Origin of the sequence: Tenacibaculum litopenaei, from assembly GCF_964514025.1 — a bacterium.
Lineage (GTDB): Bacteria > Bacteroidota > Bacteroidia > Flavobacteriales > Flavobacteriaceae > Polaribacter > Polaribacter litopenaei.
In genome coordinates, this window is sequence record NZ_CAZEQT010000007.1 from 479,288 (window position 1) to 505,590 (window position 26,303).

Genomic DNA, 26,303 nt, shown 5'->3' on the forward strand with positions numbered 1-26,303 from the left:
GTGTTACTTTAAAACCTAATTTTTTAAAAAACTCTAAAAGAGCCAATGACGGGACTTGAACCCGTGACCTCATCCCTACCAAGGATGCGCTCTACCAGCTGAGCTACACCGGCTTTAAAATGATTTAGAGCGGGAGACCGGGTTCGAACCGGCGACATTCAGCTTGGAAGGCTGACGCTCTACCAACTGAGCTACTCCCGCTTTAAAATTTAAAAAATATAGTGGGGAGAGCAGGATTCGAACCTGCGAAGTCGAAAGACAACGGAGTTACAGTCCGTCCCATTTGGCCGCTCTGGAATCTCCCCAAATACTTTTTACTATTTTAATGAACTTTTTTTGAGCCGATGGAGGGACTCGAACCCACGACCTGCTGATTACAAATCAGCTGCTCTAGCCAGCTGAGCTACATCGGCTTTCCCTGTATAAAAACAGTCCGCTATTTCTAACGGACTGCAAATGTAAAAAGTTATTTCGAATATTTAAAACTTTTTTTGAATATTTTTTTTTAAACAACGGTTGCCCTCAGTTTTTCTTTGGATTTTCGCAACTGTCTTTTTAGAGATTCCACGCTGATACTCACGCCCTCTTCAAAGGTTTTACACTGTTTTTTTACCATCAATTCATTTCCTGGAATATTTATCTTAACTTCCGTAATCTTATTTTCCTTTTCACTCGTATTTTGAACTTTTAAATAGACTTCTACATCTACAATCTTGTCGTGAAACTTTTCTAAACATCCAACTTTCTTCTCGATGTAGTTGATTAATTTCTTGTCCGCGGTGAAGTTAACAGATTGTGTAAATACCTTCATAATCTTCCTATTTATTTCGACCCCCTAGGGTGAGCCATGTTAAACACTTTTTTAATTTCTTCCAAGTCGTTGTGTGTATAAACTTGGGTAGCGGCTAAACTTTCATGCCCTAGCAATTCCTTAACCGAATTTAATGACGCGCCATGGTTCAGTAAATGGGTCGCAAAAGCATGTCGCAGCATATGCGGACTTTTTTTTACCTTACTTGACACCCTACTAAAATACGAATTAATTATGCGATAAACAAGCGTTTCATACACTTTAACACCGCGCTTGGTCAGAAACAAGTAAGGACTCTCTCCTCGCTCTAAAACAACTTCTTTTCTCTTTGTCAAATACTTATCAAGTACCTCTTCTACAAAAGGCAATAGCAAAACCAAGCGCTCTTTATTTCGCTTGCCCTTTATTTTTATCGTTTTCTTAACAAGATCCATGGATTCCAGCTGTATCCCTATCAGTTCAGATCGCCTGATTCCCGTGGCGTAAAACAATGAAACAATCAAGTGATTGCGAACAGCTTCAAAGTCGTCTCCTTTTCCCAAAAGACGCAAGGCCTCTGTCACTTCTGCTTCCGTAAAGGGCGTGTGCACCTGGCGCTGCATTTTTAGGGATTTGTGTTTGGCCAAAGGGTGTACAGAAACATCTCCTGTTTTCTGGAGAAAATTGTAAAAAGATCTCAGACTGCTGGTCTTTCTATTTACCGACCTGTTGGAAATACCTGAATCTACCAATTCAATCACCCATGCACGCACCTGCACATAGCTTACAACACGTAAGTCATCCACTTCATAAACTTCCTTACAAAACCGCTCAAAACGCTCTAAATCGTTTTTATATGCAAGAACAGTATGCGGCGAGTACTTTTTTTCTATCTCCAAATAATCTAAAAATGCCTGTATCATGGTTATCGTATATCGTTAACGCAAACTAAACTAACAAAAAAACCCATATTGCTAGGCAATATGGGTTCATTTATTGTGTGAAATAGCTTATCCTATTTCTTCTTGTGTTCTTAATCTCTGAACGTAAGCTGCTTTGATTCGCTGAGCTCTGTTCGCTACTGAAGGCTTGGTGAATTGCTTTCTACTACGCAATTGTCTCATTGTCTTCGTACGATCGAATTTACGCTTATAACGCTTTAACGCTCTGTCGATATTCTCTCCTTCTTTAACTGGAATGATTAACATATGTTTGCACCTCCTTTCATTGTAGTATTCTATATTTTAGACGCTTCCCACATCGCTGTGCTTATAGGATCGCGGTTTATTCTATTTTTTCGGTGTGCAAAGATACAGAGAGTTTTATAAATAACAACTTAATTTTAAATTATTTTGGCGCCCACACAGAATAGCTCTTTGGCGGTACTTGAATCTTCACCCATTTTCCTCCTTGAGTTACAGGTTCCCAGCCAGAATGCCCTGTAAAATCCTTAATTCTAGTATTCGACCAGTTGGTTTCAACCCATCGCTCTTGCCAATGATTCGCATTGTTGATATACACAATTAACCCCGCATTGTTATGTCCGTTTCGTTTGGCGATGTATTCATCATTGTCTGTATAGAGTATGTTTGTACTACCTCCGGCCAGATTGTTATGGATCCAAATAAGGTTATTTAGTCGTTCTTTGTTTAACCATTCTTCGTAGTCTCTATAAAATATAGTCGGATACCCTTCATGCGTCAGTATGTAGGCATAAGCCAACATTTTTCCGTGATAAATTTCATTGGTGTCGTGATTGGTTACGAAGGTTACCGCACGTGATGCATTGCGCTTCCAAAGCATATCGTCTTTCAATTTATTGAGGTTATTACCATCAAAAGCATCTCTCATACGGTAATAGCAAGCAAAATCAAAAGCACTGGCCTCTGCTTGACCTGACCACCAGTCTAAGGTCCCAGCATTTCCATCCCAGTATTCTCCTACTGTAAATCCACCGACTTCATTTTTCCAATCTTTAACCACCCATGGTTCGAATCCTTTTACGTAATCGAAACGCCAACCGTCAAAGCCTATGACATTTTTGTAGTACTTAGCTACCGATTCTGGATTTTTCCACAATTCGTTTTGCACGCGTACCTGTTTGTGACTCAAATCAGGGAATCCTCCAAAAACTCCCGTATCACTTTGATAATTACTATTGGGATGGAAGTCTTCGAACGTTCGAATAAATCGTCCGGATTTCGGCTGAAACTTCGTCCAGTAATTTTTACCGCTTACCGGATTAAATTCACTCTGTCCTCCACTGTTGTGATTGATAACAATATCTGCGATAACGCTAAGTTTTGAACCGTGAGCAGCGCTGATCAAGTTCTTTAATTCCGATTCTGACCCAAAACGCGTTTCTACGCTTCCCATCTGATCGTATTTTCCGAAGTCAAAATAATCAAAAGGATCATACCCCATAGACAGGGCTCCATTTTGAGCTTTTGTCGCAGGAGGTAGCCAAATGGCATCAATCCCAGCATTGCTCCAATCTTGTACCTTAGAACGTACCGTATTCCACCAAGTACCTCCAGCGGGAACATCCCAATAGAAGGCCTGCATCATAACTCCTGATCCGATGGGTTTCAATCCAGGGCGTTGATCTGATACGGTTTTTACCTGTCGTTCTTTAGTAGCGATTTGTTCTACCGGATCTTCCGAAGAACAACTCATAAAAAAAGGTGCGGTTGCCAAAAGCAATCCACAAGTATTTAGAAGAGTTTTCATGTGTATAATTTTTAATTCGTAAGGAAATTAGTAAGAGTTCCTGACACTGCGAAATCGTTATCGAAACGAAAACGATTTCGTGTTGAAAACTTATTAAATTCGCAGGATTAGAATCGAAAAATAACACAGTTTACAAAAAAAGCCTTTCGAAATTCGAAAGGCTTTAATCTGTTATATCATTTACCGATTTAGGTTGCCGGCTTGTATTCTTTTTTGTCAATCACCATTTTTGCGATGATCTCCTTTAGGATCTCAGAAGTTCCTCCTCCAATAGGCCCTAATCTACTATCGCGTAGTAACCTCGCCATTGGGTATTCTTCCATATATCCATAACCTCCTAATAACTGCAGTGCATCATAGATAACCTCATCAGCCATTTTAGTTGATAATAACTTACTCATACTCGCTTCTTTTACCACGTACTGCCCATCGTTAAGACGCTTGGTAATGGAGTAGTTATATTCTTTGCACATATCAACACGGCTTGCCATCTCAGCGATTTTATGACGTAAAGCTTGAAACTCATTGAGGTTTTTACCAAAAGCTTGGCGTTCGCTCATGTATTGTAATGCGTAATCTACGGCGTATTCTGCACGCGCATGTGCATTGATTCCCATCACCAATCGTTCAAGAGCAAAGTGTTGCATGATATAAGAAAAACCAAGTCCTTCTTCTCCCATCAAGTTTTCTTTCGGCACTTTAACATTGTCAAAAGCAATTTCTGCTGTATCTGATGCACGCCAACCTAACTTATCGAGTTTTGTCGATGAAATCCCTGGAGTATCTCTATCTACTACAAAAATACTCATTCCTTTGTGCTTTGCATCAGGATCTGTTTTTGCAGCAACTACCAAATAATCCGAATACACTCCATTGGTGATAAATGTTTTTGAACCATTGATTACGTAGTGATCTCCTTCTTTGAGTGCAGTTGTTCTCATCCCGGCAACGTCGCTTCCTCCAAAAGGCTCCGAAATACACAAACACCCTACTTTATCTCCTTCAATACTCGGTGTCAAATAGGCTTTTTTGATTCTGTCATCCCCTTCTTTATTTAAGTGCGTCATCGCTAAATACGCATGCGCCCACATGTTTGCAGCAAACCCTCCAGAATTAACTTTCTGTAGCTCTTCAAGAAATATAACTGTATAGAAAAGATCTAATCCTAGTCCTCCGTACTCCTCAGGTTGGTTTAACCCAAAATATCCCATCTCACCAAACTTCTTCCAAATGAATCTCTCCACGGTACCGTCTTTCTCCCATTTATCAACGTGTGGTACTACTTCTTTTTGTAAGAAATCCCTAAAACTTTGACGAAAAGACTCATGCTCTTCGCTAAAATACATACTATTCATTGACTTTATTTTAGTTGTTGTTTTATTCAGCTAACAAATATAAGACTATTCTATTGTATTTTTTCATAGGGAAATTGCTAATATTTTGCAAATCCTCAATATTTTGAATCTCAGCAACCTCTTCTTTATAGTCCAGAATCATTTTTGCCGTTTTATAATCTACATAGGGAATCCGTAATAGTTCTCTAAAAGTCAAGTCATTTACATTCTTCTTTTCAATATACGGTGGATGTTTTAAGGAGAACACCGTCCATATTTGCTCACAATTAATTTTACTCAGGCCCCACACCTCCTCCAATTGCGACTTGTAAGTAAATCCTATTATTTTACGGCGATAATTTACAATTCTCTTTGCCAAATCTGCTTCGAGTCCTAATGCCCGGATGAAGTCATTGGCTGAAGCTCTGTTAATACTGGTCTCTGCGGGCAAGTAGCGTTTTATCACCCCCCTGGTAGTTCTGGGCTTCTTCTTCGCTGATTGGGTTTGAGCTTCATACTGTTTTCTGCTCGTGAAATACGAATAGGATTGGAGGTATCGCGCCAAACTATCCGTCAATTTAGCTACCGTTTTAAATTGCTGAAATGAATGCAGGTAGCCCCCTTCTTTTCGAAAGGTTTGTAAACGCTCCCATTGCGACAGTGAAAGTCCCCAAAAATACGCACTGCCTTCGTTTAGGTAATTTGGATTAAACGGGTACAACGTCCTTTTTACGCTTGTTTTCAATTGCGACAAACTATCTAACTGCCGTCTTATACGGATCAGCTCTGAAGAATTCGTACTGTCCGTTACCTCTTGAGGGTTTCCGATACTGTAGTAATACCCCTGTAGTACCATAACGAGGAGTACCAAAGCAAAAATCCCATTTCTGTGACGTTTAGAGTACCAGAAATGGGATTTGAATATTTTCATGTTGTTAACCTTTAGCCTCGAATCGCGTCTAAATAGCGTTTGAGTTGTTTTTTAACCACTGGCATCAAGAAGTAGAGTCCTACCATATTCGGGAATACCATTGCGAAAATCATCGCATCTGAGAAGGCCCAAATAGAATTCATACTTGCTGCGGCACCGATTACCACAAAAGTCAAGAACATAATCTTATACACCAAATCAGCAGTCTTACCTCTTCCAAACAAGAACTTCCAAGACTGTAATCCGTAATACGACCATGAAATCATAGTTGAAACGGCAAACAAAACTACTGCGATTGTCAAGAACACATTTGAAAAAGGAATGTATTGTGCAAAAGCTTTTGATGTAATCCCTGCTCCTTCAACACGGATACCGTCAATCAAAACTCCACCAGTTCCATCACCACCGTATTCGAAGAATCCTCCAAAATTGAAGATAATGATCACTAAAGCAGTCATACTACAAATAACTACGGTATCGATAAATGGCTCCAATAAGGCTACTAACCCTTCAGAGGCAGAATATTTCGTTTTTACTGCAGAGTGTGCAATTGAGGCAGAACCAGCACCTGCTTCATTCGAGAAAGCTGCTCTTTTAAATCCTACCAATAAAACACCGATAACTCCACCAACTCCAATAGCTTTTGGATTGAAAGCTTCTGAAACAATCAAAGCAATGGCATCGTCAATCATGCTAAAGTTAGCACCTAAGATATACAAACACGCCAATAAGTATAACAAGGCCATGAATGGCACTACTTTTTCTGTTACTGTTGCAATACGCTTGATTCCACCGATGATGATGATTCCTACTATTAAAGCCAATACAACACCAATAATTGCTCCTGCACTAGATCCTTCTAATCCTAATAATTCTTTAATAACTACGGTCGCTTGGTTTGATTGGGCAGCATTACCTCCACCAAACGATCCACCAATACAGAAAATAGCAAACAACACAGCTGCAATTTTCCCTAATGTTTCAAATCCTTTTTCTTTAAGTCCTTTTGAAAGGTAGTACATCGGTCCACCGTAAACAGTTCCGTCTTCTCCTACATCTCTGTACTGAACTCCTAAAGTACACTCAACAAACTTAGTTGACATCCCTAGTAAACCACAAATAATCATCCAAAACGTAGCACCTGGTCCACCGAGGGCAATTGCCAATGCAACTCCTGCAATATTTCCGTTTCCTACTGTTCCTGAAACTGCGGTTGCTAATGCTTGGAAGTGCGATACTTCTCCTTCATTACTTTCGTCTTTAATAGTCTCTATGGAATCTCCTCCTGGAGTTACATCTCCATAAGCAGGTTCAACAGTTGCGTGATCCAAATCGTCATACTTACCGCGAACTACATTGATTGCGGTTAAAAAGTAACGGATATTTGGGAACCCAAAATAAATCGTAAAAAAAGCGGCACTTGCCACTAACAATATCAATACGAACGGGGTGTCTCCAATAATTGGAAAAAATACTAGACCACTAAAAAAGTCAGAAATAGGTTGAAACTTTTCGTCTATAATTTGGTCTAACCCCTTTTCTTGGGCAAAAGTAATCATGGGTAAAAACACCATGAGAAAGGACAGAAGTTTTGTCTTCATAATATAAAGTGTATGATTAGATTTTTGAATTAGCGGGTTGCAATATCTTAAAAAATTGAAGTTTTCCCAACTTTTAAGCGTTAAATATGAGTTTTTACGTTATACTATGTTTAAATTTTTGTAAATCCTCTTTAAAACTTCTCGTAGCCAACCCGAGTTCCTTTTCCGTTTTATCAAGATTAAAACCTGTTTTTAAAGGCCTTAGGGCTCGTTGATTCAGTACTGATGACGGTATAGGTTTTATTAAATTACCGTCTAATTCGAAGGTTGTTGCAATCTCTTGGGCTATTTCGTAAATGCTCATTAAGGTATTGGAAGAAATGTGAAAAGTACCGTAAGAGGCTTTCGCAATCGCTAGTTCACAAGCTTTGGCCAACTCCACTACATAGGTAGGCATGCGGTATTGATCCGTAACTACGTTAATTTCCTCTCCTCTTTCCAGTGCTCCTTTTACCCAAAGCACGATATTACTACGCGACATATCGAATACCTTACCATATACCAATATTGTACGCAGCACAGTGTACAAACAGTTTGACTCTTGCAAAACCTCTTCAGAGCGCACCTTTGATTTGCCGTAATAACTCAGAGGATTCACGGCGTCCTCTTCTTTGTAGTAGCCCCTTTGTCCATCAAAAACAAAATCAGTTGACAGGTGAATGAGATGACACTTTGTTTTCGCTGCATAATTCGCTAACACTTCTACCAGTGTAATATTTAAAGCATCGCACTGCGCTTTCGCGTCTTCGCACTGATCAACATGGGTCATCGCTGCCGTATTTACGATGACATCCGGTGCCACTTCTTCCAAGGTATCGATTAGTGTTTCGGTAGCCAATAAATCCAGATCTCGGTATTCAAAATCCGTTCGTCCGCTTCTGTTATTGCCTCTTGCAACCCCTATAACGGTATACTGCTCAGGTTTACTGAGCAAGACTTGCAGTAAACTCTGCCCTAAAAGGCCATTACTACCAGTAACTAGTACTTTTTTCATTAAAATAATTCTCTTAGTTTTTGAATTTGCTCAGGACGACCAAGTACGATGAGATTCGCATCGGCAGTTAAGGTTAAGGAGGCATCGGGATTAATGACGTACTCTTGTTCCGGTGATTTATATCCGATTACGGTACATCCCGATTTTCTTCGAAGGTCTAAATCCAAAATCGTTTTACCTATATAAGACGTAGGCAAATCATTGACTGCAATTTCTTCTAGATTCGCAGTAGTATCCCCTTCAATAGTTAAGCGATCTACAAACTCGATAACGTCGGGAGTAACGACTAACATCGCCATATGAGCTCCCCCTAATTTGTCGGGCATGATAACATTGTCAGCCCCTGCTATTTTCAGTTTGCTATTCGAAGTTTCTTTAGAAGCTCTACTGATAATTTTACATTGTTTATTTAACTGCTTTGCAGTAAGTACCACAAACAAATTATCTGCATCAGAAGGCAATACGGTAATTAAATTGGCGGCTCTGTAAATTCCTGCCTTTATTAAAGTCTCATCTAAACTCGCATCACCTTCCACATTTAGAATTCCGCGGCTATCGAGTGCTTCTATGATTTCTTTATCCTGTTCGATGATTACGACCTGCTGTTTGTAGCTATCTAACTTGGCCAGAGCTTGACGCCCATTTCTACCATAACCACAAACGATAGTATGTCCTGTTAATGCCTCAATTTTCTTTTGCACTTGTTTAATTTTTAATTGGTAAAAAAACTGTCCACTAATAAGGTATTCTGAGAATGAAGAAACCGCATAACCAAAGATGATCAAGCTGGACAAGATGAGTCCTATGGTAAAAATCTTCTCTCCTTCACCAAACTCATGCACTTCTCTAAACCCCGTTGTAGACACGGTAATAATGGTCTGATACAAAGCGTCGATAAACGAATAGCCAAAAACGTACTGATACCCAGCCCATCCGGAAACGAGTATAAGCACAGAAAAAGCAATAGCCTTTCGCAAACGCGATTGTAAAAGCCTAGTTATCATAAATCAAATACAGAAGTTCTTTTGGTGTAAATCATATCTTTTAGGCGCAATAAAAAAGCCAAGGTTAAATACACTCCGAACGACAGTCCAATGGTTACAAAGGAAATATAAATAAAAAACAATCGCACATTAACAGCTCGAATTCCCAAACGGTCGGCCAATCGCGCCGAGACATAAAATCCATTTCTCTCAAAAAAATAGCGTACAGAATCAATCACTGAGTTTCTAAATTTAGATTTTAATGCAAGATACTATTTTGTTTAGTTCTAGTAAACTAAAATACATAAGATTGCTTAAATTTGCTACTTCCTGAAAATGACCCACCTTTGAAAGAACAAGAATACATTGAAGTTTACGGAGCCAGAGCTCATAACCTAAAGAATATAGATGTAAAAATCCCAAGAGAAAAGCTAGTTGTAATAACTGGACTCAGTGGTAGCGGAAAGTCATCACTTGCCTTTGACACAATATACGCCGAAGGACAGCGGAGGTATATCGAAACCTTTTCTGCGTATGCACGTCAGTTTCTGGGAGGGTTGGAAAGGCCCGATGTAGATAAAATTGAAGGCCTGTCACCAGTGATTTCTATTGAACAGAAAACGACAAACAAAAGTCCACGTTCAACCGTTGGAACCATAACAGAGATCTACGATTTTCTGCGTTTGTTATTTTCCAGAGCAGCTGATGCCTACTCGTTCAACACAGGTGAAAAAATGGTCAGCTATTCCGATGAGCAAATCAAGGAATTGATCCTACACGATTTCGACGGAAAGAGAATTGCCGTCTTAGCTCCCTTAATCAAATCTAGAAAAGGACATTACCGAGAGCTCTTTGAACAAATTTCTAAACAGGGTTTTGTTCGCGTTCGCGTAGATGGAGAGATCCGGGAAATCGAAAAAGGAATGAAACTCGATCGTTATAAGACGCATGATATTGAAGTCGTAATTGATCGTTTAGTTGTCAACGAAGCTGCCGAAAAGCGCCTTGAAGAAACCATTAAAACGGCCTTGTACACGGGAAACAATATTTTAATGGTTATCGATGTAGACGATGAGAAACCGCGTTATTTCAGTAGAGACCTCATGTGTCCAAGCACCGGAATTGCCTATCCTAACCCGGAACCCAATACCTTTTCGTTCAATTCACCGAAAGGAGCCTGTCCGCAGTGTAATGGATTGGGGATTACCAACGAAATTAACTTACAAAAAGTAATTCCAGACGATACTATTTCTATAAAAAACGGGGGGATCGTTCCGCTAGGAGAGCAAAAAAGCAGTTGGATTTTCAAGCAACTTCAAACCATTGCGGAGCGCTATAACTTTAAATTGACAGATCCTATCAAAAACATCCCTGCTGAGGCCTTACAAGTCATCTTGCACGGAGGTAAGGAAAATTTTTCCGTTCAATCGAAAGCGGCAGGAGTAACGCGCACCTACAATATCGATTTTGAAGGTATCATTGCCTTTATTGAAAATCAATACAAGGCTACTGATAGCTCAAGTATTAAACGTTGGGCCAAAGGATTTATGGAAGAAGTTAGCTGCAATTCTTGTGAAGGAAAGCGACTAAAAAAAGAGGCCTTACATTTTAAAATAGCAACAAAAAACATCAGTGAACTCGCACAAATGGATGTCAGTGAATTGGCCAAATGGTTTCAAAACATCGACGATCAATTGAGCGAAAAACAACATAAAATTGCCGCTGAAATCCTCAAGGAAATCCGCACGCGTATCCAATTTTTATTGGATGTCGGACTGGATTATTTGACCCTTGACCGAAGTTCAAAATCGCTCTCAGGAGGTGAAGCACAGCGCATACGACTGGCTACCCAAATAGGGTCTCAGCTCGTTGGCGTATTGTACATATTAGACGAACCTAGTATTGGCCTTCACCAAAGAGACAATGAAAAACTAATCAACTCATTGGTCAAGCTTAGAGATGTAGGTAATTCTGTACTCGTAGTGGAACACGATGAAGACATGATTAAGCAGGCAGATTACGTGCTGGATATCGGTCCGGGAGCTGGACGACATGGAGGAACCATCGTCAGTGAAGGAAGTTTTGACGAATTAAAAGAACAGCCAACCCTCACTGCTGATTATATTTCTAAAAGAAAAACCATCGAAGTCCCAGCGGAACGAAGAGCAGGAAATGGGAAAACAATTACCTTAAAAGGAGCTACAGGGAATAATCTTAAAAATGTTTCCGTAAGTTTTCCGCTCGGGAAAATGATTTGTGTTACTGGAGTTTCGGGAAGTGGAAAATCGACCCTAATCAACGAAACACTCTACCCCATTCTCAATGCGCATATTTATCGAGGTGTTAAGAAGCCGAAACCTTATAAAAGCATCAAAGGATTGGAGCACATCGATAAGGTGATTGATATTGACCAATCTCCTATTGGGCGAACACCGCGATCGAACCCTGCTACCTATACCGGAGTTTTTAGTGAGATACGCAGTTTATTTGCCAAAACCCCTGAGGCCTCTATTCGAGGATACAAACCGGGACGCTTTAGTTTTAATGTAAAAGGAGGTCGTTGTGAAACCTGCCAAGGAGGCGGATTACGCGTTATAGAAATGAACTTCTTACCCGATGTTCATGTAGAGTGTGAGACCTGCCAAGGAAAGCGTTTCAACAGAGAAACACTAGAAATTCGCTACAAAGGTAAATCCATTGCCGACATCTTAGAGATGACGATTAACGAAGCTGTGGCCTTTTTTGAACACATCCCGAAAATTTATCGAAAACTAAAAACCATACAAGATGTAGGCCTTGGGTACATTACTCTCGGACAACAATCAACAACCTTATCAGGAGGAGAGGCACAGCGCATAAAGTTAGCTACCGAACTCTCCAAAAGAGATACGGGAAATACCTTTTATATACTAGACGAGCCAACAACAGGTTTGCACTTCGAAGACATTCGCGTATTGATGGAAGTTTTAAACCAGCTTACTAACAAAGGAAATACAGTATTGATCATTGAGCACAATCTGGACGTTATTAAACTAGCGGATCATATTATCGATGTCGGATTGGAAGGCGGAAAAGGCGGAGGTCAAATACTCGTTACAGGAACTCCAGAACAAATTGTGGATCATCCGACGAGTTATACCGCGAAGTTTCTCAAGAAAGAATTATAAAAAAAGAGTGATGTTAAATAACATCTCCACTTTATCCTAAATGGATCATAAAATTTTGTCTAAAAAAAATTACCCTATATTTTTGAAGGATATGAAAAATTGCATTCATAAAAAGCTTGAAACTATTTGTTTTAAGCACTAACTCAGCTAAAAATTACATGCTGAGAACGAACCACTCAAAATGCTAAAAGAAGAAACAGGTGAAATATACCTGATAATCAATAATGAATAAAAACAGAAAAATTATGAAAATTAAACTATGGAAAAACCAAAACGGAATCTCTCGTCCTATACTCACAACCCTAGTTGTATGCAGTATGTTCAGTTTTAAGCCTAAAGATTCAACCTGCATCACAGAATATGACAAAACAACTAACCCCCTAATAACTAAAAAAACACAAAAAACTTCTAAAACACTATTAGTTACCTTCGCCCCTGGGACCTCTATGCAATCAATTTATACTCTTCTTAGAGAAACCAATAACAAATTCCATTTTAACGCATCAATTATTGACGATTGCGCAACAACGGCCACTACATTTTTAATTCGGTTCAACAATAGTCTTGTAGGTAATAATGGAGCATTGCCTAGCACGATACTAGATCCAGATCAGTCAGACCCAACAGAACAAAGAACTTCTACAAGGTCTGCAACTTTTAGAACAGCTCTCTTGGAACTTGGTAATGGAATAATTATTAACATTATCGAACAGGACCGATGTAATAAACCAATCAATGGTTCATTTCAAATTAACACCAATCAATAAAAATCTAAATAATTAAAAAGAGTGATGTTCCCATCACTCTTTTTTTATGCTAGTTTTTTTAACAGTGCTGTAGCTTCCAGGTGTTTAAAATAATTGTTCTTTACAATTTCATTGAGCAGGCCAATCCCCTCCTCTTTTTCTCCTGACAACAATAAGTTCAACGCTTTGTACCAATAACCTTTGGAGCTATCTAACAAATCACTATTGATGAGCTGGTCAAGAACGCGATTTGCATCGTCATACTTTTTCAATTGCGTATAACTAACTGCGGTGTACAAATATAAGTTTGAACTATCTTTAGTTACCTCTAAGGCCTTTTCAAAAACCGGTAAAGCCTTTTCAAAATCTCCCTGCTTAAAATAATTCTCAGCCTCAGCCAAACTATTATCTTCTGTTACACTTCTGTGAATCATACTGGGAATTTCACTTGCATTCAAGTATTCCATATACGAATCTTCAACACGTGTCGTTCCGTTACCTGTGGTCGACACCCAGAAAAACCCGATTAAAAAAGCGATACTGGCAGCGACAACAAGCATTTTCATGTTAATGCGTCTGACTTTCGTCGGTGCCTCTTTCGTCGGTTTGGCCGCTTTAATCACGCCTTCGAACTTTTTAAACTCCTCGCTCTTAAAAAAGGCTGTTAGCTCCGCTACCTCCTCTGTGTCGCGCTCCTCAAAATTCCAAGATTCTCCATCATAGGCATTGAAGAGTTCACGCTCTTTCTGATACAGATCACTAAATTCCTTATCGGAAGCGATACGACCTTCCACAAACTTTTGCTGGTCGTTATTCAAGTCTCCTCTCAGGAAACCTGCTATTAATAATTCATCTTCCATACGTACTATACTTTGAGTTTTAGGTAACGGTGATCTCCCCTTACCAAATCGGTTAGCTTCTTTTTACACTTAAATACGCGTTGTCGAATTACAGTTTCTGAGTTGTACTCCGTTCTCTCCAACATTTCTGCATACGATAACTTCGCGAAAAACAAACTCAGAATACTCTTACAATTTTCTGATAACATTCCTAATTTTTCAATAAACAATTCTTGCTTTTTCAATTCAATATACGACAAGGCCGATTCTTGTTCGTCACTCACTTGTTCAACAACCTCGTTATTTGTTACCCTATTTTTTCGTTTGTTTAATTCACGTCGCCATAAATTTTTACAAACGGTATATAAAAATCCACCAAAACTCTGTTTGATTTCGAAATTTTCTCGCTTTAATCTCGCGGCGATTTGTAGTAGTGCTTTTTGAAAAATATCTTCAGCATCTTCGTGATTCCCTTTATTTTGAACAATAAAGGTCTTCACCGTAAAAAAGTTCTCCGTATAGATTTGCTGAATTAATTTCGAGTTATTTTTTTCAAGAGCAGTTAAAAACGTTTTTCCATCCATTCTAAAAAATTATAAACAAAAATAACAAAATTTAATTTTAAGGGTAACATTTCATAAAACACGGAACATTTAGTTAGTTGCCAATAATTTAAATAGAAAAACAGGATTTTTTCTATTTCTTTGCTCAAAACGTACACGGCATAAAAAGCAACTACAACAATGATTTATTAATTAAAAAAAAAGAAAAATGAAGCTTACTACATTCAAACAAAAAATGAACATTTTAAAGCTAGTACTGGTATTCGTGGGGGCGTTTACTATTTACAGTTTTACATCAGCACCCTCTGCAACAACGGATCCAATTACTACCACGGATGTAAAATCGGTAGAAGGTCATTCTGGAAGAGCACTTGTAACTTTTGCTCCAGGGGTTTCACACCGTATCCTTGCCAATTTATTTAGTAATATTCAAACACAATATGGTTATTACAGTACTATCGTTGAACCTTGTATCTCCACGCCAAATACGTACATTATACGTTATGGAAGAGGTAGCTTGAGTAGAAGTCTCCCTACAACATTGTTAGACCCTAACGATGATGATGGTATGGGTGGACCAGTGAGACCACAATTAGATACTTTTAAACAAATACTTAACTATGAAGGTGGAAGTATAGTAATGCGTTATGAAGAAGACGGTGTTTGTAGCAATGACGATTTCGGAGGTGAAGGTCCCAAAAAAATCTTCTTACGATAAACCTCAAAAAGCTGCCGTATTTCGGCAGTTTTTTTTTGCCTGACACTCAAATACAGGTACCAGTCTACCACAAGTGAAGTCTCTTAATTTAGCTATTCGCTTAAAAGGCTGCTTTAAACGTTTTGCCCCACTGTTCTCATCATCCAAAAATACACACGCTCTGTATTAAGAAACCAATCTCCTGGTAGTTCATACAAATTATGCTATAAAATACACATATTTTTAGTAAACTTGTTCCTATTTTACGCATTTCAATTCCTACTGATAACTATGAGATTTCATTTCGTACTACTTTTTCTTACGCTATTCTCGACCTCACCATTTTTTGCTCAATATTCTCGACCCGAAATCGCAAAGCGCCATCAAGTTAAACCATATACAGAACATGAAATCGACAGTATTCTCGATTCACAACCTACAAGAGACTTGGAATTCGCGAAGATCGCCCATAGTTTTTCCTACTTTTTCAAAGGAAAGGACTATGATTTGGCTATAAAATACGGTAAGATTGAACTCAATGTTTATGAAACTCTCGGTGTTGACAACAAAGACTACGCAAATCAACTCTTCAACCTCGGGGTATTTTACTTTTTTAAAAATGACATTGATGAAGCCATCTCTTATTTCCAACAAGCTATTCAATCCAATCAATGGCCGTTAAAAACTGCACAATCCTATTGCATGCTGGCCAGATCGTTCCGAAAAAAAGGAGAATTCTACAAAGCTCTAGAATACTACCACAAAGGACTTCCATTAATGAGGAAACTGAGCCCTGAAAATGGTTATGTTTTTCACGCCACACGATTGGCGGCTACCTGCTTTTACCTCGACGAACCGGAGCACACGGAGTTTGCATTGACTCATTTGAACAGAGTAGATAGCATCTTGCGCTTACATCCTAATTCTAAGGTAGCCAAAAAACACAATATCATTCTCAACAGCAATATCGGTGCACTCTATACGCTACCTCACAACTACAACTACCAAAAAGCAAAAACCTACTATCAAAGAGGAGCTACCTTAGCGAAACAACAAAACAACGCTCTCATGGCTTCCTTCATTTATAACAACCTCGCCGATTTATATCTAAAATCAGGAAATGACAGTTGCCTATATGCAGTAAAGAAAAGTATGGAGTTTGGTAAAAAAAAGAAGCAGTTCTATTTTGAATCAAATCGAATTCTAGCAGAGTACTATCTAAAAAAGCAAGACTACGCAAGGGCTCATCAATACATTACCAAAGCTATTATGCTGAATTTTCAAACTTCCGAGCCTGGAATGATCTTAAAAAGCAGTAAACAAAAAATAATCAATGCCTATGATATTTCTATTGGCCTTTCCTCTTTAAAGACAAAACTCAAGCTACTTCTAAAACTGTATGATGAACAAAAAGACACTGACTTTTTAAACCGAGTTATCACAACCGTAAAGGAAGCAAACTACGTTGCTAACACCATTATCAATCACAGTTCAGAAGCCAACACAAAATACCTTTGGCGAAAAGAAATGGATGAAATTTTCAAACTCGGAATTCACGCCTCTTATCTCATGAATTCCCCTGAGTATACCGTACAATTCATGGAAGCTAACAAAGCCCTTTTGTTAGCCAGTGACATCAAATCAAACGATCAATTCCTTCAACTTCCAAAAAGTGTTGTAAAAAAATACCAATTTTTAAAGAAACAAATACTCACCTTAGAAAATCGATCTCAAAATTCAAAAACTCCTGCTACCAATACCAGAGACTCGCTGTTCAACTTAAAAAAGGAATTCCAACATTTTAAAACTGATATTTCTAAAAAATACGCTACTACCCTTGATCTTACAGAATCAATACCGACGCTTGACTTACGTACTTTAAAAAGTGCACTAAAAAATGATGAAACAGTAATCTATTATTCAATTCTCAACAATGAACAAGAAACAGCATTCAATGGTTTAACAGGATTAATACTCACAAAAGATCAAACCTATTTTTTTAAAGAAGCGAACACCTCTCCTTTCATTAAGGATCTCAACCTTTTTAAGTACTACCTAAAAACTCCTTTAAAAACAAAAACGCAATTTCAATCTTTTGAAAAAAATGCACATCAATTGTTTACCAAGCTGTTTCCTGAAAACTCTTACCAACACTATGTAAAAAATAAAAAGGTAACTTTTATTACGGATACACAATTAGAAAACATCGCACTTGAAGCGCTTAACACCACCGCCCATAAGCTTACGTATTTGGTAAACTCAACCACTATCCACTATGCCTATTCAATGTCGTTTAACGAATTTAATAGACAAAAAACACGAAATCAAAACACGGATTATTGCAGCTTTGCCCCCGAACAGTTTAAATTAAAAAGACTCGCTGGATTACCGAACTCTTCAAAAGAAACAACCCCATTGATCAACGCTACTTACGAAGGGAGTCATTTCCGTGCAGAAGAGGCTTCTAAACAAAATTTCACAAAACTAACTGAAGGAAGTAAAATTATCCATTTGGCAACCCATGCCAGTACTGAGGGAGAACCGACCATTTATTTTCAAAAAGACTCCTTGAGTTTACACGAGCTATACAGTTATAAAAACAATGCTGACTTAGTAGTGCTCAGTGCTTGTGAAACCAATTTAGGTGCCGTTAAAGATGGTGAAGGTGTTTTAAACCTAGCACGAGGCTTCTTTTACTCAGGAGCCAATTCGGTAGTTTCTTCTTTATGGAAAGCCAACAATCAAAGTACGGCTAACATTATGGTTGACTTTTATAAAAACTTGACAAATCACCAATCAAAAGCGACTGCCTTAACACAGGCAAAAAGAGCCTATTTAAAAACTCACACCCTATCGGAGCAATCACCATTTTACTGGGCATCCTTTGTCCTTATTGGAAATGCAGAACCTACATTTAAGAAATCATTAACTCCTTGGATAATTTTAGGGGCTTCGATACTATTATTCCTTTTAATTGGTATGGTATATAAACGCTTAAAAACGTCTAATTCAAAATAATTTCATAAACTTGCATTTTTATTAAGAATACCAACACTTTTATCTTAATTCAATACGATAAAATTGTTTTTTTAACAAAGGGGGACAAAAAAAATTATATGCTAAGAACACTTTTTCGAGAGTTATGGTAAAATTCGTATTACCATACTTTTCAAGTGCTATTGAAATTCAATTCACCTAAAACTGAGTTATTACAATAACACCTTAATTACTAATTCAAAAATTAATGCCATGAATCCTACTACATTCATCAAAAAATCACTCGTATTTAAAATTGCTACGATTCTCTGCTTAAGCATAGGGCTCTACAGCTTTATTCCAAAGGCAGCAAACAACAACCCAATTACCAAAACATTTTCTATCACCGCTGAAGATGAAGCCTTGTTTAAAAAACATCAATACGTACTCATTATGTACGCTCCAAATGTTTCTGAGCTAGAAAAACAACAACTGCGAAACTGTATCGGCGTTATGGACTACAACCCTTGTGGTAATTTTCCGCAAGCTGAGACTGCCTCTTTCCGCGGAAGTTATATCGCAGGAAGAACATTACTCGATCCAAACGATGACGACGGAATTGGCTCACCAGCACCACCGATCAATTTTTATGAAATCATGAGAAAAGTCGATCGTTGCTCAAATGGAAAAATTATTTCTGTAACCCTCGGAGCTCCTTGTTCAAGATTTGACGGACTCGTTCACCTAGGAAATACAGGAATTAAAGAATTCTTTATGAATTAACGGTTCCTTATACCGAAATTATTAGCGTATTAAATTTTTGTTCTCTTAATAACAGCAAAGACCTTCACTTACTAAAAAGTGAAGGTTTTTTTATTACTCATACTGCCGGAGTATCCGAAGAGGATTGGATATCTTTTACATGGGTATCTATTTTTTAAACTACCTCAAATATAGCATCCGTTTCAAATATGCTATTGTTTGATATTTCCTTCTACGTACACAGTTATTATTCTTGATCTTTCATAGTAGAATACAACTTTCCTATAATCTTCTCAGCTCCCAATCAAAACACCCCCAACAAAAACAAAACACAAAACCCTGAAAATCAACAACTTTAACTTTTTATTGTTTTTTTTCTCAAAAAAAGGGTAACAAATAGATCTACAAGGAACATAATAGTAAATAATGTAATTAGTAACACGTTCTTAGACTTATCGATTAATTTTTAGAGTACAAACCACTACAACAATTTTTTATGTTTGAAGAAACTACTTGTTCTCAGGTTTCAAAAAACATATAAGAGATTGCTAAAGGAAATTTGCTTTAAAGAAAATTAAATACGCTATGAAAAAGAGTTTTCATAAAGTTTTCATGAATTTCAAAAATTGCTATGTTTTTATCTCATGAAAGCGGTAGTGAAATGCAATTTTAATATTCAAATCAACGCTAAAAATTGCTATGAAAAAGTTTAGCTTAGAATTAGAAGGGTCTTAAAACCAAATTGCTAGAAATAGGAAAAAATGTATAGTTTAATTTAGTAGATGCAATTAATTGCTATGAATTGCACAAAATTAATCGATTTTCGGGGGAAAATTTGTTACTAAAAAAAGAGCTGCAAAACAGCTCTTTTTTTTTTACAAATCTTTCAATTTTTCCTGAGCTACCAAAGCCACGATACGTCCAGTAGTGTTTCCAGTAAAATACAATTTAATACCACCATCTTGCTGCACTTTAAAGCTCAGTAATCCTGAATTCTGAGGAACCTCCCCTAACTCAAATGGTCGAGAAAACCCTTCTAGTACTGCTTTTTTCAATCCTTTTAACAGGGAATCGTGTCCTACACCCGAAGTATGAATATGCCAATGGGCTAATCGAGCACTCAATTTACAGGCTACTTTTCCGTTGGGATGGGTATCACTTTCAAAAGCTATTTTTAACGTAATCGTATAAGAAGGATTGGGTATAAAAAACACACCACTCTCATAATTACCACTAATTTTAAAGGTTACAGTTCTGTTTTTGCTTCTCGTAAAATGATATCCGGTATCACTTACAGAGGCTATGCGTACACTTTCGATGTTCAGATCTTTTTGGCTGGCAGCCTTTTCTTTAAAAATTTTTTCGAACAAACCACGGACCTTAGCTCCATCCAACCCTGCGGTATAAGGTGCAATCGATTTATTATTAGCCCAGTAAATCACGCCATTTTGAAAATCGCTAAACCATTCACTTTTATCGGGATCAATTCTTATCTCATCAGAAGTAGGATAGCCGTATTGTCCTCGTTCCCATCCTGTCCTTGCCCAAGTTCCTCGAATTCCTCCTCGAACTAATTTGGGACCGGTTGTCGGATGCCAATACACACTCCCATTTCCCGTAAAGTGATTAAACTTCCCCTTACCATCGGGAGTCGTCGTTTCATCGGTAGCTGGTAACCCCAAAGCGTTGTCAGGTCCTCCCACAGCATTGTACTTCTGACGAATAGCTCCATGTATTTCATGAGGTCCTGTTTGTGGCGAACAGTAAATATCACATTTTTGAAAACCAACCATCTTTCCATTTCGAACACTCACCGGACGATCTATGGCTGTTCTTGGGCTTCCTGTAAACCCAGTTCCTAATTCTTGGGCCTTTGCTTTGATACTGTTTTTGCAATCATCAGCCGCAATTGAAGTATTACGAACTTGTAAGGTAATATCGGCATAATCTCCTCCTTCCGCTGTATTGCGAACGCGAAAAGTAATGGTCTTACTCGTATTTTTTTTAATGGTCGTACTTTTACTTGCGGTCCCGTCCAAATCATTTGTATCAGTGCTTATACCTTCAAATAATTTAGCTGACTCTTTTACTTTCACATCGCCATTCGACACTTGTTCAAAATTGATGGTTAGCTCTACACGTACTTCTCCTCCGCATTTCCCAACAAAAAATAACGTGTTTTTCTTTTTTGAAGCGTCCAGTAAAAACACTCCTGTATTGCGAACCCTATTGCGTTCATTTGATCCGAAAAGTTCGTCGTCAACGATATTCATGACCGACGTATACATGATTTTGTTTTGCATAATTAATTTGTTTTTAGTTTGTAATTCACTACAAATCAAGCGCTTTAAGCGCAAAACAAAAACCACAAAACACTGAGAATCAGTACTGAAATCTCCCCATTTTTTTCCGGTGTTTACAACCTGTTTTTAGAGGATTTTCCTTGAATAAAGCACAAAAAAAAACGAGGTTTCCCTCGTTTTTGTTGTGATAACTCGTTCAATTACTTGATACCAATTACGATATCCTTTGCTTCCAATACCTGTTGGATGTAGGTTTTAAATGCTGGATACTCTGCAACCGTAATGTTTTGTTTCGAAGGGCGTCCTTCAATAACTACCTTTAACACGCCTTTTTTGGGCTTGCTATAACGGATGCTATAGCTGTGTTTTTTATAGGTTAAACTGGCATTTTCAGGATACTCCACGATGTCCTTTCCAGCCGGAGCTGTAATCTCGTATTCTGAATAATAGTGATCGTTGTTTTCATAATTCTGGTACACAATTGGGTACGAACGTTTTTCCACATCGATAATACTCGGATTGTACGTGTGTATCACCAAAGGAAGTTTCATAATTTTCATACGACCAATCTTATTCATTTTTTGTTTTGCAGTCAATTCCGCATCAAACACAACAGCACCTTCTGAGGTTTTCACTGCTATGTTTTTTAAGGTATCTAACTGTACCAAGGCCTCTTTCCCCATGGCTCCCTTAAAATCTTTCAGAATAGCTTCTTTTACTGTTTCCTTATTGGCCTCGTTAAACGTTCGGCGATACCAGCTAGTCATCGCTCCACGAACCTCTGTATGTACTTTAATATCTTGAGTTTTATCTTCTTTCAACCTCATCTTAACCTTTGTGATGTACTCACTTTCCTTACCTCTAGGAGCCGTTAAATGAACCAGCTTTGCTCGTTTAAGTGTCTCTTTGGTTGCTTTGTAAGGAATTTCGAGGGTTGTAGCGTTCAATAACGAATTCGGAATTGCTTTAAACGGCAAGTTTTTATTCGTCAATTCCAAGTAATACGCTTTACCATCCATCATTACTTTTACGATACAATGATTAAAATCTTGAGAAGGTAAAATCAATTTTTTCTTACCATAGTCAGAAGTCAATACCAATACCATAGTCGTTTTTAATCCTGCCTTTTGCGCCAAAACTGTAAACAAGGTTGAAAAATCTTTACAATCCCCTAACTTCGTCGTAATGGTTTTAAATGGCTTTTGCGGAACAAAACCACTTTGTTTAAAGTTTACATGGCTGTAATTAAAATTATCCATGATGTACTCATAAATCTTCTTTGCCTTCGCTTCATCCGACATCGTCGATAAACGCTCTTTACTAAACAAGTTATTGAATACTTTATCCACTTCTGCATTCGATTCTAACTGCGAACGTACCAAATCAGAATACCAATTGGCAATTTCTCCCCATGACTTGATGGTACTAATGTGTAACATTCGTGCGTAATCTGAAAACACTGGACCATATGATTCCGATTTTTTCATTTCCTTGGCATTCAACAATTCCCATGAATGTACTTCGTAATCGTCAACCGACTTCTTTTTATACTCCAAATCGCCATTTTCTACTACTGCGTCAAACTTCATTCCTTTCGGAACGATTAAAGTATAATTTGTTTTCAAGCAGAAACTCTCAGAATCAAACTGGTACAAATCCGTAAAATCCTTGTAAAAACGTCCGCTTCCCGTCGAATTCAACTCGTATTCAATGAGTAACAAATCGCCAATTTCCAAGCCATTGAACACAAAACTACTCCCCTTGCGTTCCGCAGTTTTTATGGTCTTATCTTTTTTTACGATTTCTGCCTTTATAATCTGATAATTCCCCGACAATCCTAAATCGTATTCCTTATATCCCTCTACACCCGATTCTGTGGTTACCTCATAGGCCAGAATAGATCGTATTTTAGCACTCCCGTTATCAAACAACTGAGTTACCGTATTGTCTAAAAGGATGTTCACCCCATAATTGTTTTCCGTATACTTCCCGCGGTGTGCTTCGAGGTACTCGTAAATATTTTGAGTAAGCTCTTTCTCTACAAGATTTTCTCGGCGTAACAAAGTCTGTAAACGCTTGTGCAAAGCTCTGTCGGTATTGTTGTAAAATAACGATTTCTCAAAATAGCTAATTGCTTTTTCTTTTTTGCCTGTTTGAACAAGTGCTTCTCCCATTAACTTCATCCCTCTAAAAGAGTACGGGTAATTTTTAAGTATTTGCTCTATATAAGGAATCGACTCCTCGTACATTTTGTAATCGTGTAACTTTTCTACGAGCGTCTTTAAAAAGTAATTGTCGTAGGCAAAGGCTTCCGAATTGCGCTTTAATACGTTAATGGCATCCTCTTTTCGTCCTAACTTATCGTAGTACCTTACCAAAGTGAGAGCCAAGGATGACTTGTATCTCTTTTTTTCTAAGGCTTCTAACAATTGTACCGTTTTTTCCTTATCCCCAAACATCGTATCGTAAAAAGGAATGAACTTGATTTGAATTTGAACGCGATCCTCGTAATTCTCGACCATTTCATCCACTACTTCGCGTAATTGAGCCATATTTTGCGAACGCACTCCCATCATCAAACGGGTATACATGGTCATAATAGGCTGATCCGTAGCCGCTTCCATTTTAGCTAAATAGGCCTCCAAACTCTCCATATCCATACGCTGGAGTTCTTTGAGCTCCGATGATTTTTTTAGCAAAGCGTAATAGTAATCTGGATCTTCTTTCTCGATATTTTTGTTTACCTCCGTCACCAAATCATAGTTCCCTTCGTAAGAGTGTACGTAGGTTTGTAGTAACCTCAACATAGAACTATTCGGATACTTTTTAAGAATCGGATTTAACACAGCTTTAGCCTGCTCGTAATTTTCATTTCTCAAAAAGGTGTGAATCAGACAAAATTGATATAAGAAATTATTAGGGTTCTCTTTAATTTTACGCTGAAAAAACGAAACCACCTCGTGATCTTTTCTCTTCGGATTCACGGATTTCTGCGTAGCCTTCTTGTACTTCTTATAAGCACTACTGTATTGAAGTTCGGGAATTTCATTTCCTGCTAAGTCTGTAATTCTAGCGATAAAATAAGGCGTGCCATCGCGCTCTGCATTTTTGATTAACAAACGGTTGTATCCTTTATCGAGGGTCAGTTCCACAGCATAGGCATCCAAATCCGTTTTCATGTTTTTACTATTCTCAAAAACCTGTACGTCATTCATCCATACTTTAAATGCTGACGAATTTCCTAAAAGTAGTACCACGCGTTGCTTCTTTTCAGAACGAATAAATGTCTGTGCATAATTGACACCATATCCATATTCAAGATGATTACTCAAAAACTGATAGGGCTCTTCTTTAAACATTGCATGGGGAGTATACCAACCGACTTCTCCATTGGAGTTTGCCGAAAATAACTTGTCTGATTTCGGATACTCTTCAGGTTCATAAGCGATGTCCAAACCACTTTGGTTCATATTTTCAAAAGTCCCACAAAACTGCCAATCGTTAATACTTGGTATTTTAGCTAGGGCGCGGTAATAGCCTTCAAAATCTTGATTACTTCTCGCTGCTATTCCTCGTAAATACTCAAAAGAATGCTTTGCTGCGTTCACTTGGATATCTGCGGATGCGACCACATTGATAGCTTCTAAATTTTTTTGATGAAAGCCTGTTCGAATATAATTATCAAAAATAAAAGGCTTGTTCCACAGCGCGTACATATAGTACTCGAAATCCTTTTGTGCGATAAATTTCTTTAAAAAACCATCAGAACCTCCATTGATACGCCCATTCTCATTTCGGAGAATTTCGTTTGTCAATAAACTTTCAAGCGAAGTATTTGCTGTTTTTTTAAATGTTTTCGAGGCCTTTTTACGCTCGTTTTTTAATACTAAATCCCAGTGATCTGCATAAGTTGTTTGTGCACTACTCGGAGTCCATGTTCCCAATATTAAAAGGAACACCAACATACTTTGAAGTCGTTTTATCATAACTAATTTTTCTTAAAACCACGCAAAGCTAAAAAATTAAGAAGCAACTCACAAGCTACTCATAATCAATTAATATGACAAAAAGTAATATTTTATCAACAACAAACTAAAAAAATCAGTAAATTAGCAGGCTTCTTTTGAAGCAACCTAAACATTAAAAAAATTATGAGTATGAGTCCTAATGACGATAGAAAAATTATAGAGAAACTACAACAGAAAACTTGGAATGAAATAAAGACCAACGACTCATGGGCTATTTTTAAAATTATGGCTGAGTTCGTTGATGGGTATGAGCGCCTGAGTAAAATTGGTCCTTGTGTATCAATTTTTGGATCGGCACGTACGAAACCAGATCATCCGTATTACAAGCTTGCAGAAGAAGTTGCTTATAAATTAACACAAAACGGATTTGGAGTAATTACCGGTGGTGGTCCAGGAATCATGGAAGCTGGTAATAAAGGAGCCCATGCAGGTAAAGGAACCTCTGTAGGATTAAACATTGAACTCCCTTTTGAACAACACGACAACCCGTGGATAGACCCAGGTAAAAGTTTAGACTTTGATTACTTTTTTGTTCGTAAAGTAATGTTTGTAAAATATTCACAAGGATTTGTAGTAATGCCGGGTGGATTTGGAACGCTTGATGAGTTGTTTGAAGCTATCACCCTTATCCAAACGAAAAAAATTGGTCGATTCCCGATTGTATTGGTAGGATCAAAGTTTTGGGGAGGCCTCATTGACTGGGTTAAGAACACCTTGTTAGAAGAAGGTAATATCAGTCCTGAAGATTTGAATTTGTTCAGAATTGTCGATACTGCAGACGAAGCGGTAGAGCACTTTAACAAATTCTACGGTAAGTATAAATTAAAACCGAACTTCTAAAAAAATAATATATATTTAG

20 protein-coding genes and 4 tRNA genes are annotated in these 26,303 nt (G+C 37.9%); 6 read left to right on the forward strand and 18 right to left on the reverse strand.

Annotation, left to right across the window (positions count from 1 at the left end; genetic code table 11):
* Window positions 1–40: 40 nt before the first annotated feature.
* The 14 genes from ACKTS5_RS16770 to ACKTS5_RS16835 all read right to left on the reverse strand — a co-directional run bounded on the left by ACKTS5_RS16770 (window position 41) and on the right by ACKTS5_RS16835 (window position 9,602).
* Window positions 41–113 (reverse strand) — tRNA-Thr (locus ACKTS5_RS16770).
* A 15-nt stretch (window positions 114–128) separates the two neighbouring features.
* A tRNA-Gly gene (locus ACKTS5_RS16775) sits at window positions 129–201 on the reverse strand.
* A 21-nt stretch (window positions 202–222) separates the two neighbouring features.
* Window positions 223–305 (reverse strand) — tRNA-Tyr (locus ACKTS5_RS16780).
* Between the two features lie 34 nt (window positions 306–339).
* Window positions 340–413, reverse strand: a tRNA-Thr gene (locus ACKTS5_RS16785).
* Window positions 414–505: 92 nt separating this feature from the next.
* A complete protein-coding gene (gene hpf, locus ACKTS5_RS16790) occupies window positions 506–811 on the reverse strand; it encodes a ribosome hibernation-promoting factor, HPF/YfiA family (protein ID WP_408045039.1) in 306 nt (101 codons plus the stop codon).
* Between the two features lie 11 nt (window positions 812–822).
* The gene (locus ACKTS5_RS16795) at window positions 823–1,713 is read right to left on the reverse strand and encodes a tyrosine-type recombinase/integrase (RefSeq protein ID WP_408045040.1); all 891 of its coding nucleotides are present in this window, start codon (window positions 1,711–1,713) and stop codon (window positions 823–825) included.
* A gap of 87 nt (window positions 1,714–1,800) precedes the next feature.
* On the reverse strand, window positions 1,801–1,998 hold the full coding sequence (gene rpsU, locus ACKTS5_RS16800; protein WP_408045041.1) for a 30S ribosomal protein S21: 198 nt from the start codon (window positions 1,996–1,998) through the stop codon (window positions 1,801–1,803).
* Between the two features lie 139 nt (window positions 1,999–2,137).
* Window positions 2,138–3,520, reverse strand: a complete 1,383-nt coding sequence (locus ACKTS5_RS16805) for an alpha-amylase (RefSeq protein WP_408045042.1) — start codon at window positions 3,518–3,520, stop codon at window positions 2,138–2,140.
* Between the two features lie 188 nt (window positions 3,521–3,708).
* Window positions 3,709–4,875, reverse strand: coding sequence for an acyl-CoA dehydrogenase family protein (locus ACKTS5_RS16810; protein WP_408045043.1), 1,167 nt, complete (start codon window positions 4,873–4,875; stop codon window positions 3,709–3,711).
* 22 nt (window positions 4,876–4,897) lie between these two features.
* Window positions 4,898–5,785 carry a ComEA family DNA-binding protein gene (locus ACKTS5_RS16815; RefSeq protein WP_408045044.1) on the reverse strand — a complete coding sequence of 296 codons (888 nt, stop codon included), beginning with the start codon at window positions 5,783–5,785 and terminating at the stop codon, window positions 4,898–4,900.
* A gap of 11 nt (window positions 5,786–5,796) precedes the next feature.
* Window positions 5,797–7,386: an alanine/glycine:cation symporter family protein gene (locus ACKTS5_RS16820; RefSeq protein ID WP_408045045.1), complete on the reverse strand. Its 1,590-nt coding sequence runs from the start codon at window positions 7,384–7,386 to the stop codon at window positions 5,797–5,799.
* 94 nt (window positions 7,387–7,480) lie between these two features.
* Complete coding sequence (locus ACKTS5_RS16825; RefSeq protein WP_408045046.1) at window positions 7,481–8,380, reverse strand: SDR family oxidoreductase; 900 nt, start codon at window positions 8,378–8,380, stop codon at window positions 7,481–7,483.
* A complete protein-coding gene (locus ACKTS5_RS16830) occupies window positions 8,380–9,384 on the reverse strand; it encodes a potassium channel family protein (protein ID WP_408045047.1) in 1,005 nt (334 codons plus the stop codon). The genes ACKTS5_RS16825 and ACKTS5_RS16830 overlap by 1 nt, the downstream gene beginning before the upstream one ends.
* Window positions 9,381–9,602, reverse strand: coding sequence for a PspC domain-containing protein (locus tag ACKTS5_RS16835; protein WP_408045048.1), 222 nt, complete (start codon window positions 9,600–9,602; stop codon window positions 9,381–9,383). The genes ACKTS5_RS16830 and ACKTS5_RS16835 overlap by 4 nt, the downstream gene beginning before the upstream one ends.
* Before the next feature lie 108 nt (window positions 9,603–9,710).
* On the opposite strand from ACKTS5_RS16835, the gene uvrA reads away from it, so the two are divergent.
* A complete protein-coding gene (uvrA, locus tag ACKTS5_RS16840; protein WP_408045049.1) occupies window positions 9,711–12,530 on the forward strand; it encodes an excinuclease ABC subunit UvrA in 2,820 nt (939 codons plus the stop codon).
* Window positions 12,531–12,775: 245 nt separating this feature from the next.
* Complete coding sequence (locus ACKTS5_RS16845; RefSeq protein ID WP_408045050.1) at window positions 12,776–13,297, forward strand: hypothetical protein; 522 nt, start codon at window positions 12,776–12,778, stop codon at window positions 13,295–13,297.
* A 44-nt stretch (window positions 13,298–13,341) separates the two neighbouring features.
* On the opposite strand, the gene ACKTS5_RS16850 is transcribed toward ACKTS5_RS16845, so the two are convergent.
* Window positions 13,342–14,136: a tetratricopeptide repeat protein gene (locus tag ACKTS5_RS16850; protein ID WP_408045051.1), complete on the reverse strand. Its 795-nt coding sequence runs from the start codon at window positions 14,134–14,136 to the stop codon at window positions 13,342–13,344.
* Window positions 14,137–14,141: 5 nt separating this feature from the next.
* Window positions 14,142–14,699 carry an RNA polymerase sigma factor gene (locus ACKTS5_RS16855; protein WP_408045052.1) on the reverse strand — a complete coding sequence of 186 codons (558 nt, stop codon included), beginning with the start codon at window positions 14,697–14,699 and terminating at the stop codon, window positions 14,142–14,144.
* A 187-nt stretch (window positions 14,700–14,886) separates the two neighbouring features.
* Here ACKTS5_RS16855 and ACKTS5_RS16860 point away from each other — a divergent pair, with 187 nt between their 5' ends.
* The 3 genes from ACKTS5_RS16860 to ACKTS5_RS16870 all read left to right on the forward strand — a co-directional run bounded on the left by ACKTS5_RS16860 (window position 14,887) and on the right by ACKTS5_RS16870 (window position 19,134).
* Complete coding sequence (locus tag ACKTS5_RS16860) at window positions 14,887–15,396, forward strand: hypothetical protein (protein WP_408045053.1); 510 nt, start codon at window positions 14,887–14,889, stop codon at window positions 15,394–15,396.
* Between the two features lie 270 nt (window positions 15,397–15,666).
* Window positions 15,667–18,393, forward strand: a complete 2,727-nt coding sequence (locus ACKTS5_RS16865; protein WP_408045054.1) for a CHAT domain-containing protein — start codon at window positions 15,667–15,669, stop codon at window positions 18,391–18,393.
* A gap of 231 nt (window positions 18,394–18,624) precedes the next feature.
* Entirely contained in the window at window positions 18,625–19,134 is a 510-nt protein-coding gene (locus ACKTS5_RS16870) for a hypothetical protein (protein ID WP_408045055.1), read from the forward strand.
* 854 nt (window positions 19,135–19,988) lie between these two features.
* Here ACKTS5_RS16870 and ACKTS5_RS16875 read toward each other — a convergent pair.
* Window positions 19,989–21,416 (reverse strand): LGFP repeat-containing protein, encoded by a 1,428-nt coding sequence (locus ACKTS5_RS16875; RefSeq protein ID WP_408045056.1) that lies wholly within the window; start codon window positions 21,414–21,416, stop codon window positions 19,989–19,991.
* Window positions 21,417–21,616: 200 nt separating this feature from the next.
* Window positions 21,617–25,402 (reverse strand): transglutaminase domain-containing protein, encoded by a 3,786-nt coding sequence (locus ACKTS5_RS16880; RefSeq protein ID WP_408045057.1) that lies wholly within the window; start codon window positions 25,400–25,402, stop codon window positions 21,617–21,619.
* A 165-nt stretch (window positions 25,403–25,567) separates the two neighbouring features.
* Here ACKTS5_RS16880 and ACKTS5_RS16885 point away from each other — a divergent pair, with 165 nt between their 5' ends.
* Window positions 25,568–26,284, forward strand: coding sequence for an LOG family protein (locus ACKTS5_RS16885; RefSeq protein ID WP_408045058.1), 717 nt, complete (start codon window positions 25,568–25,570; stop codon window positions 26,282–26,284).
* Window positions 26,285–26,303: the final 19 nt, after the last annotated feature.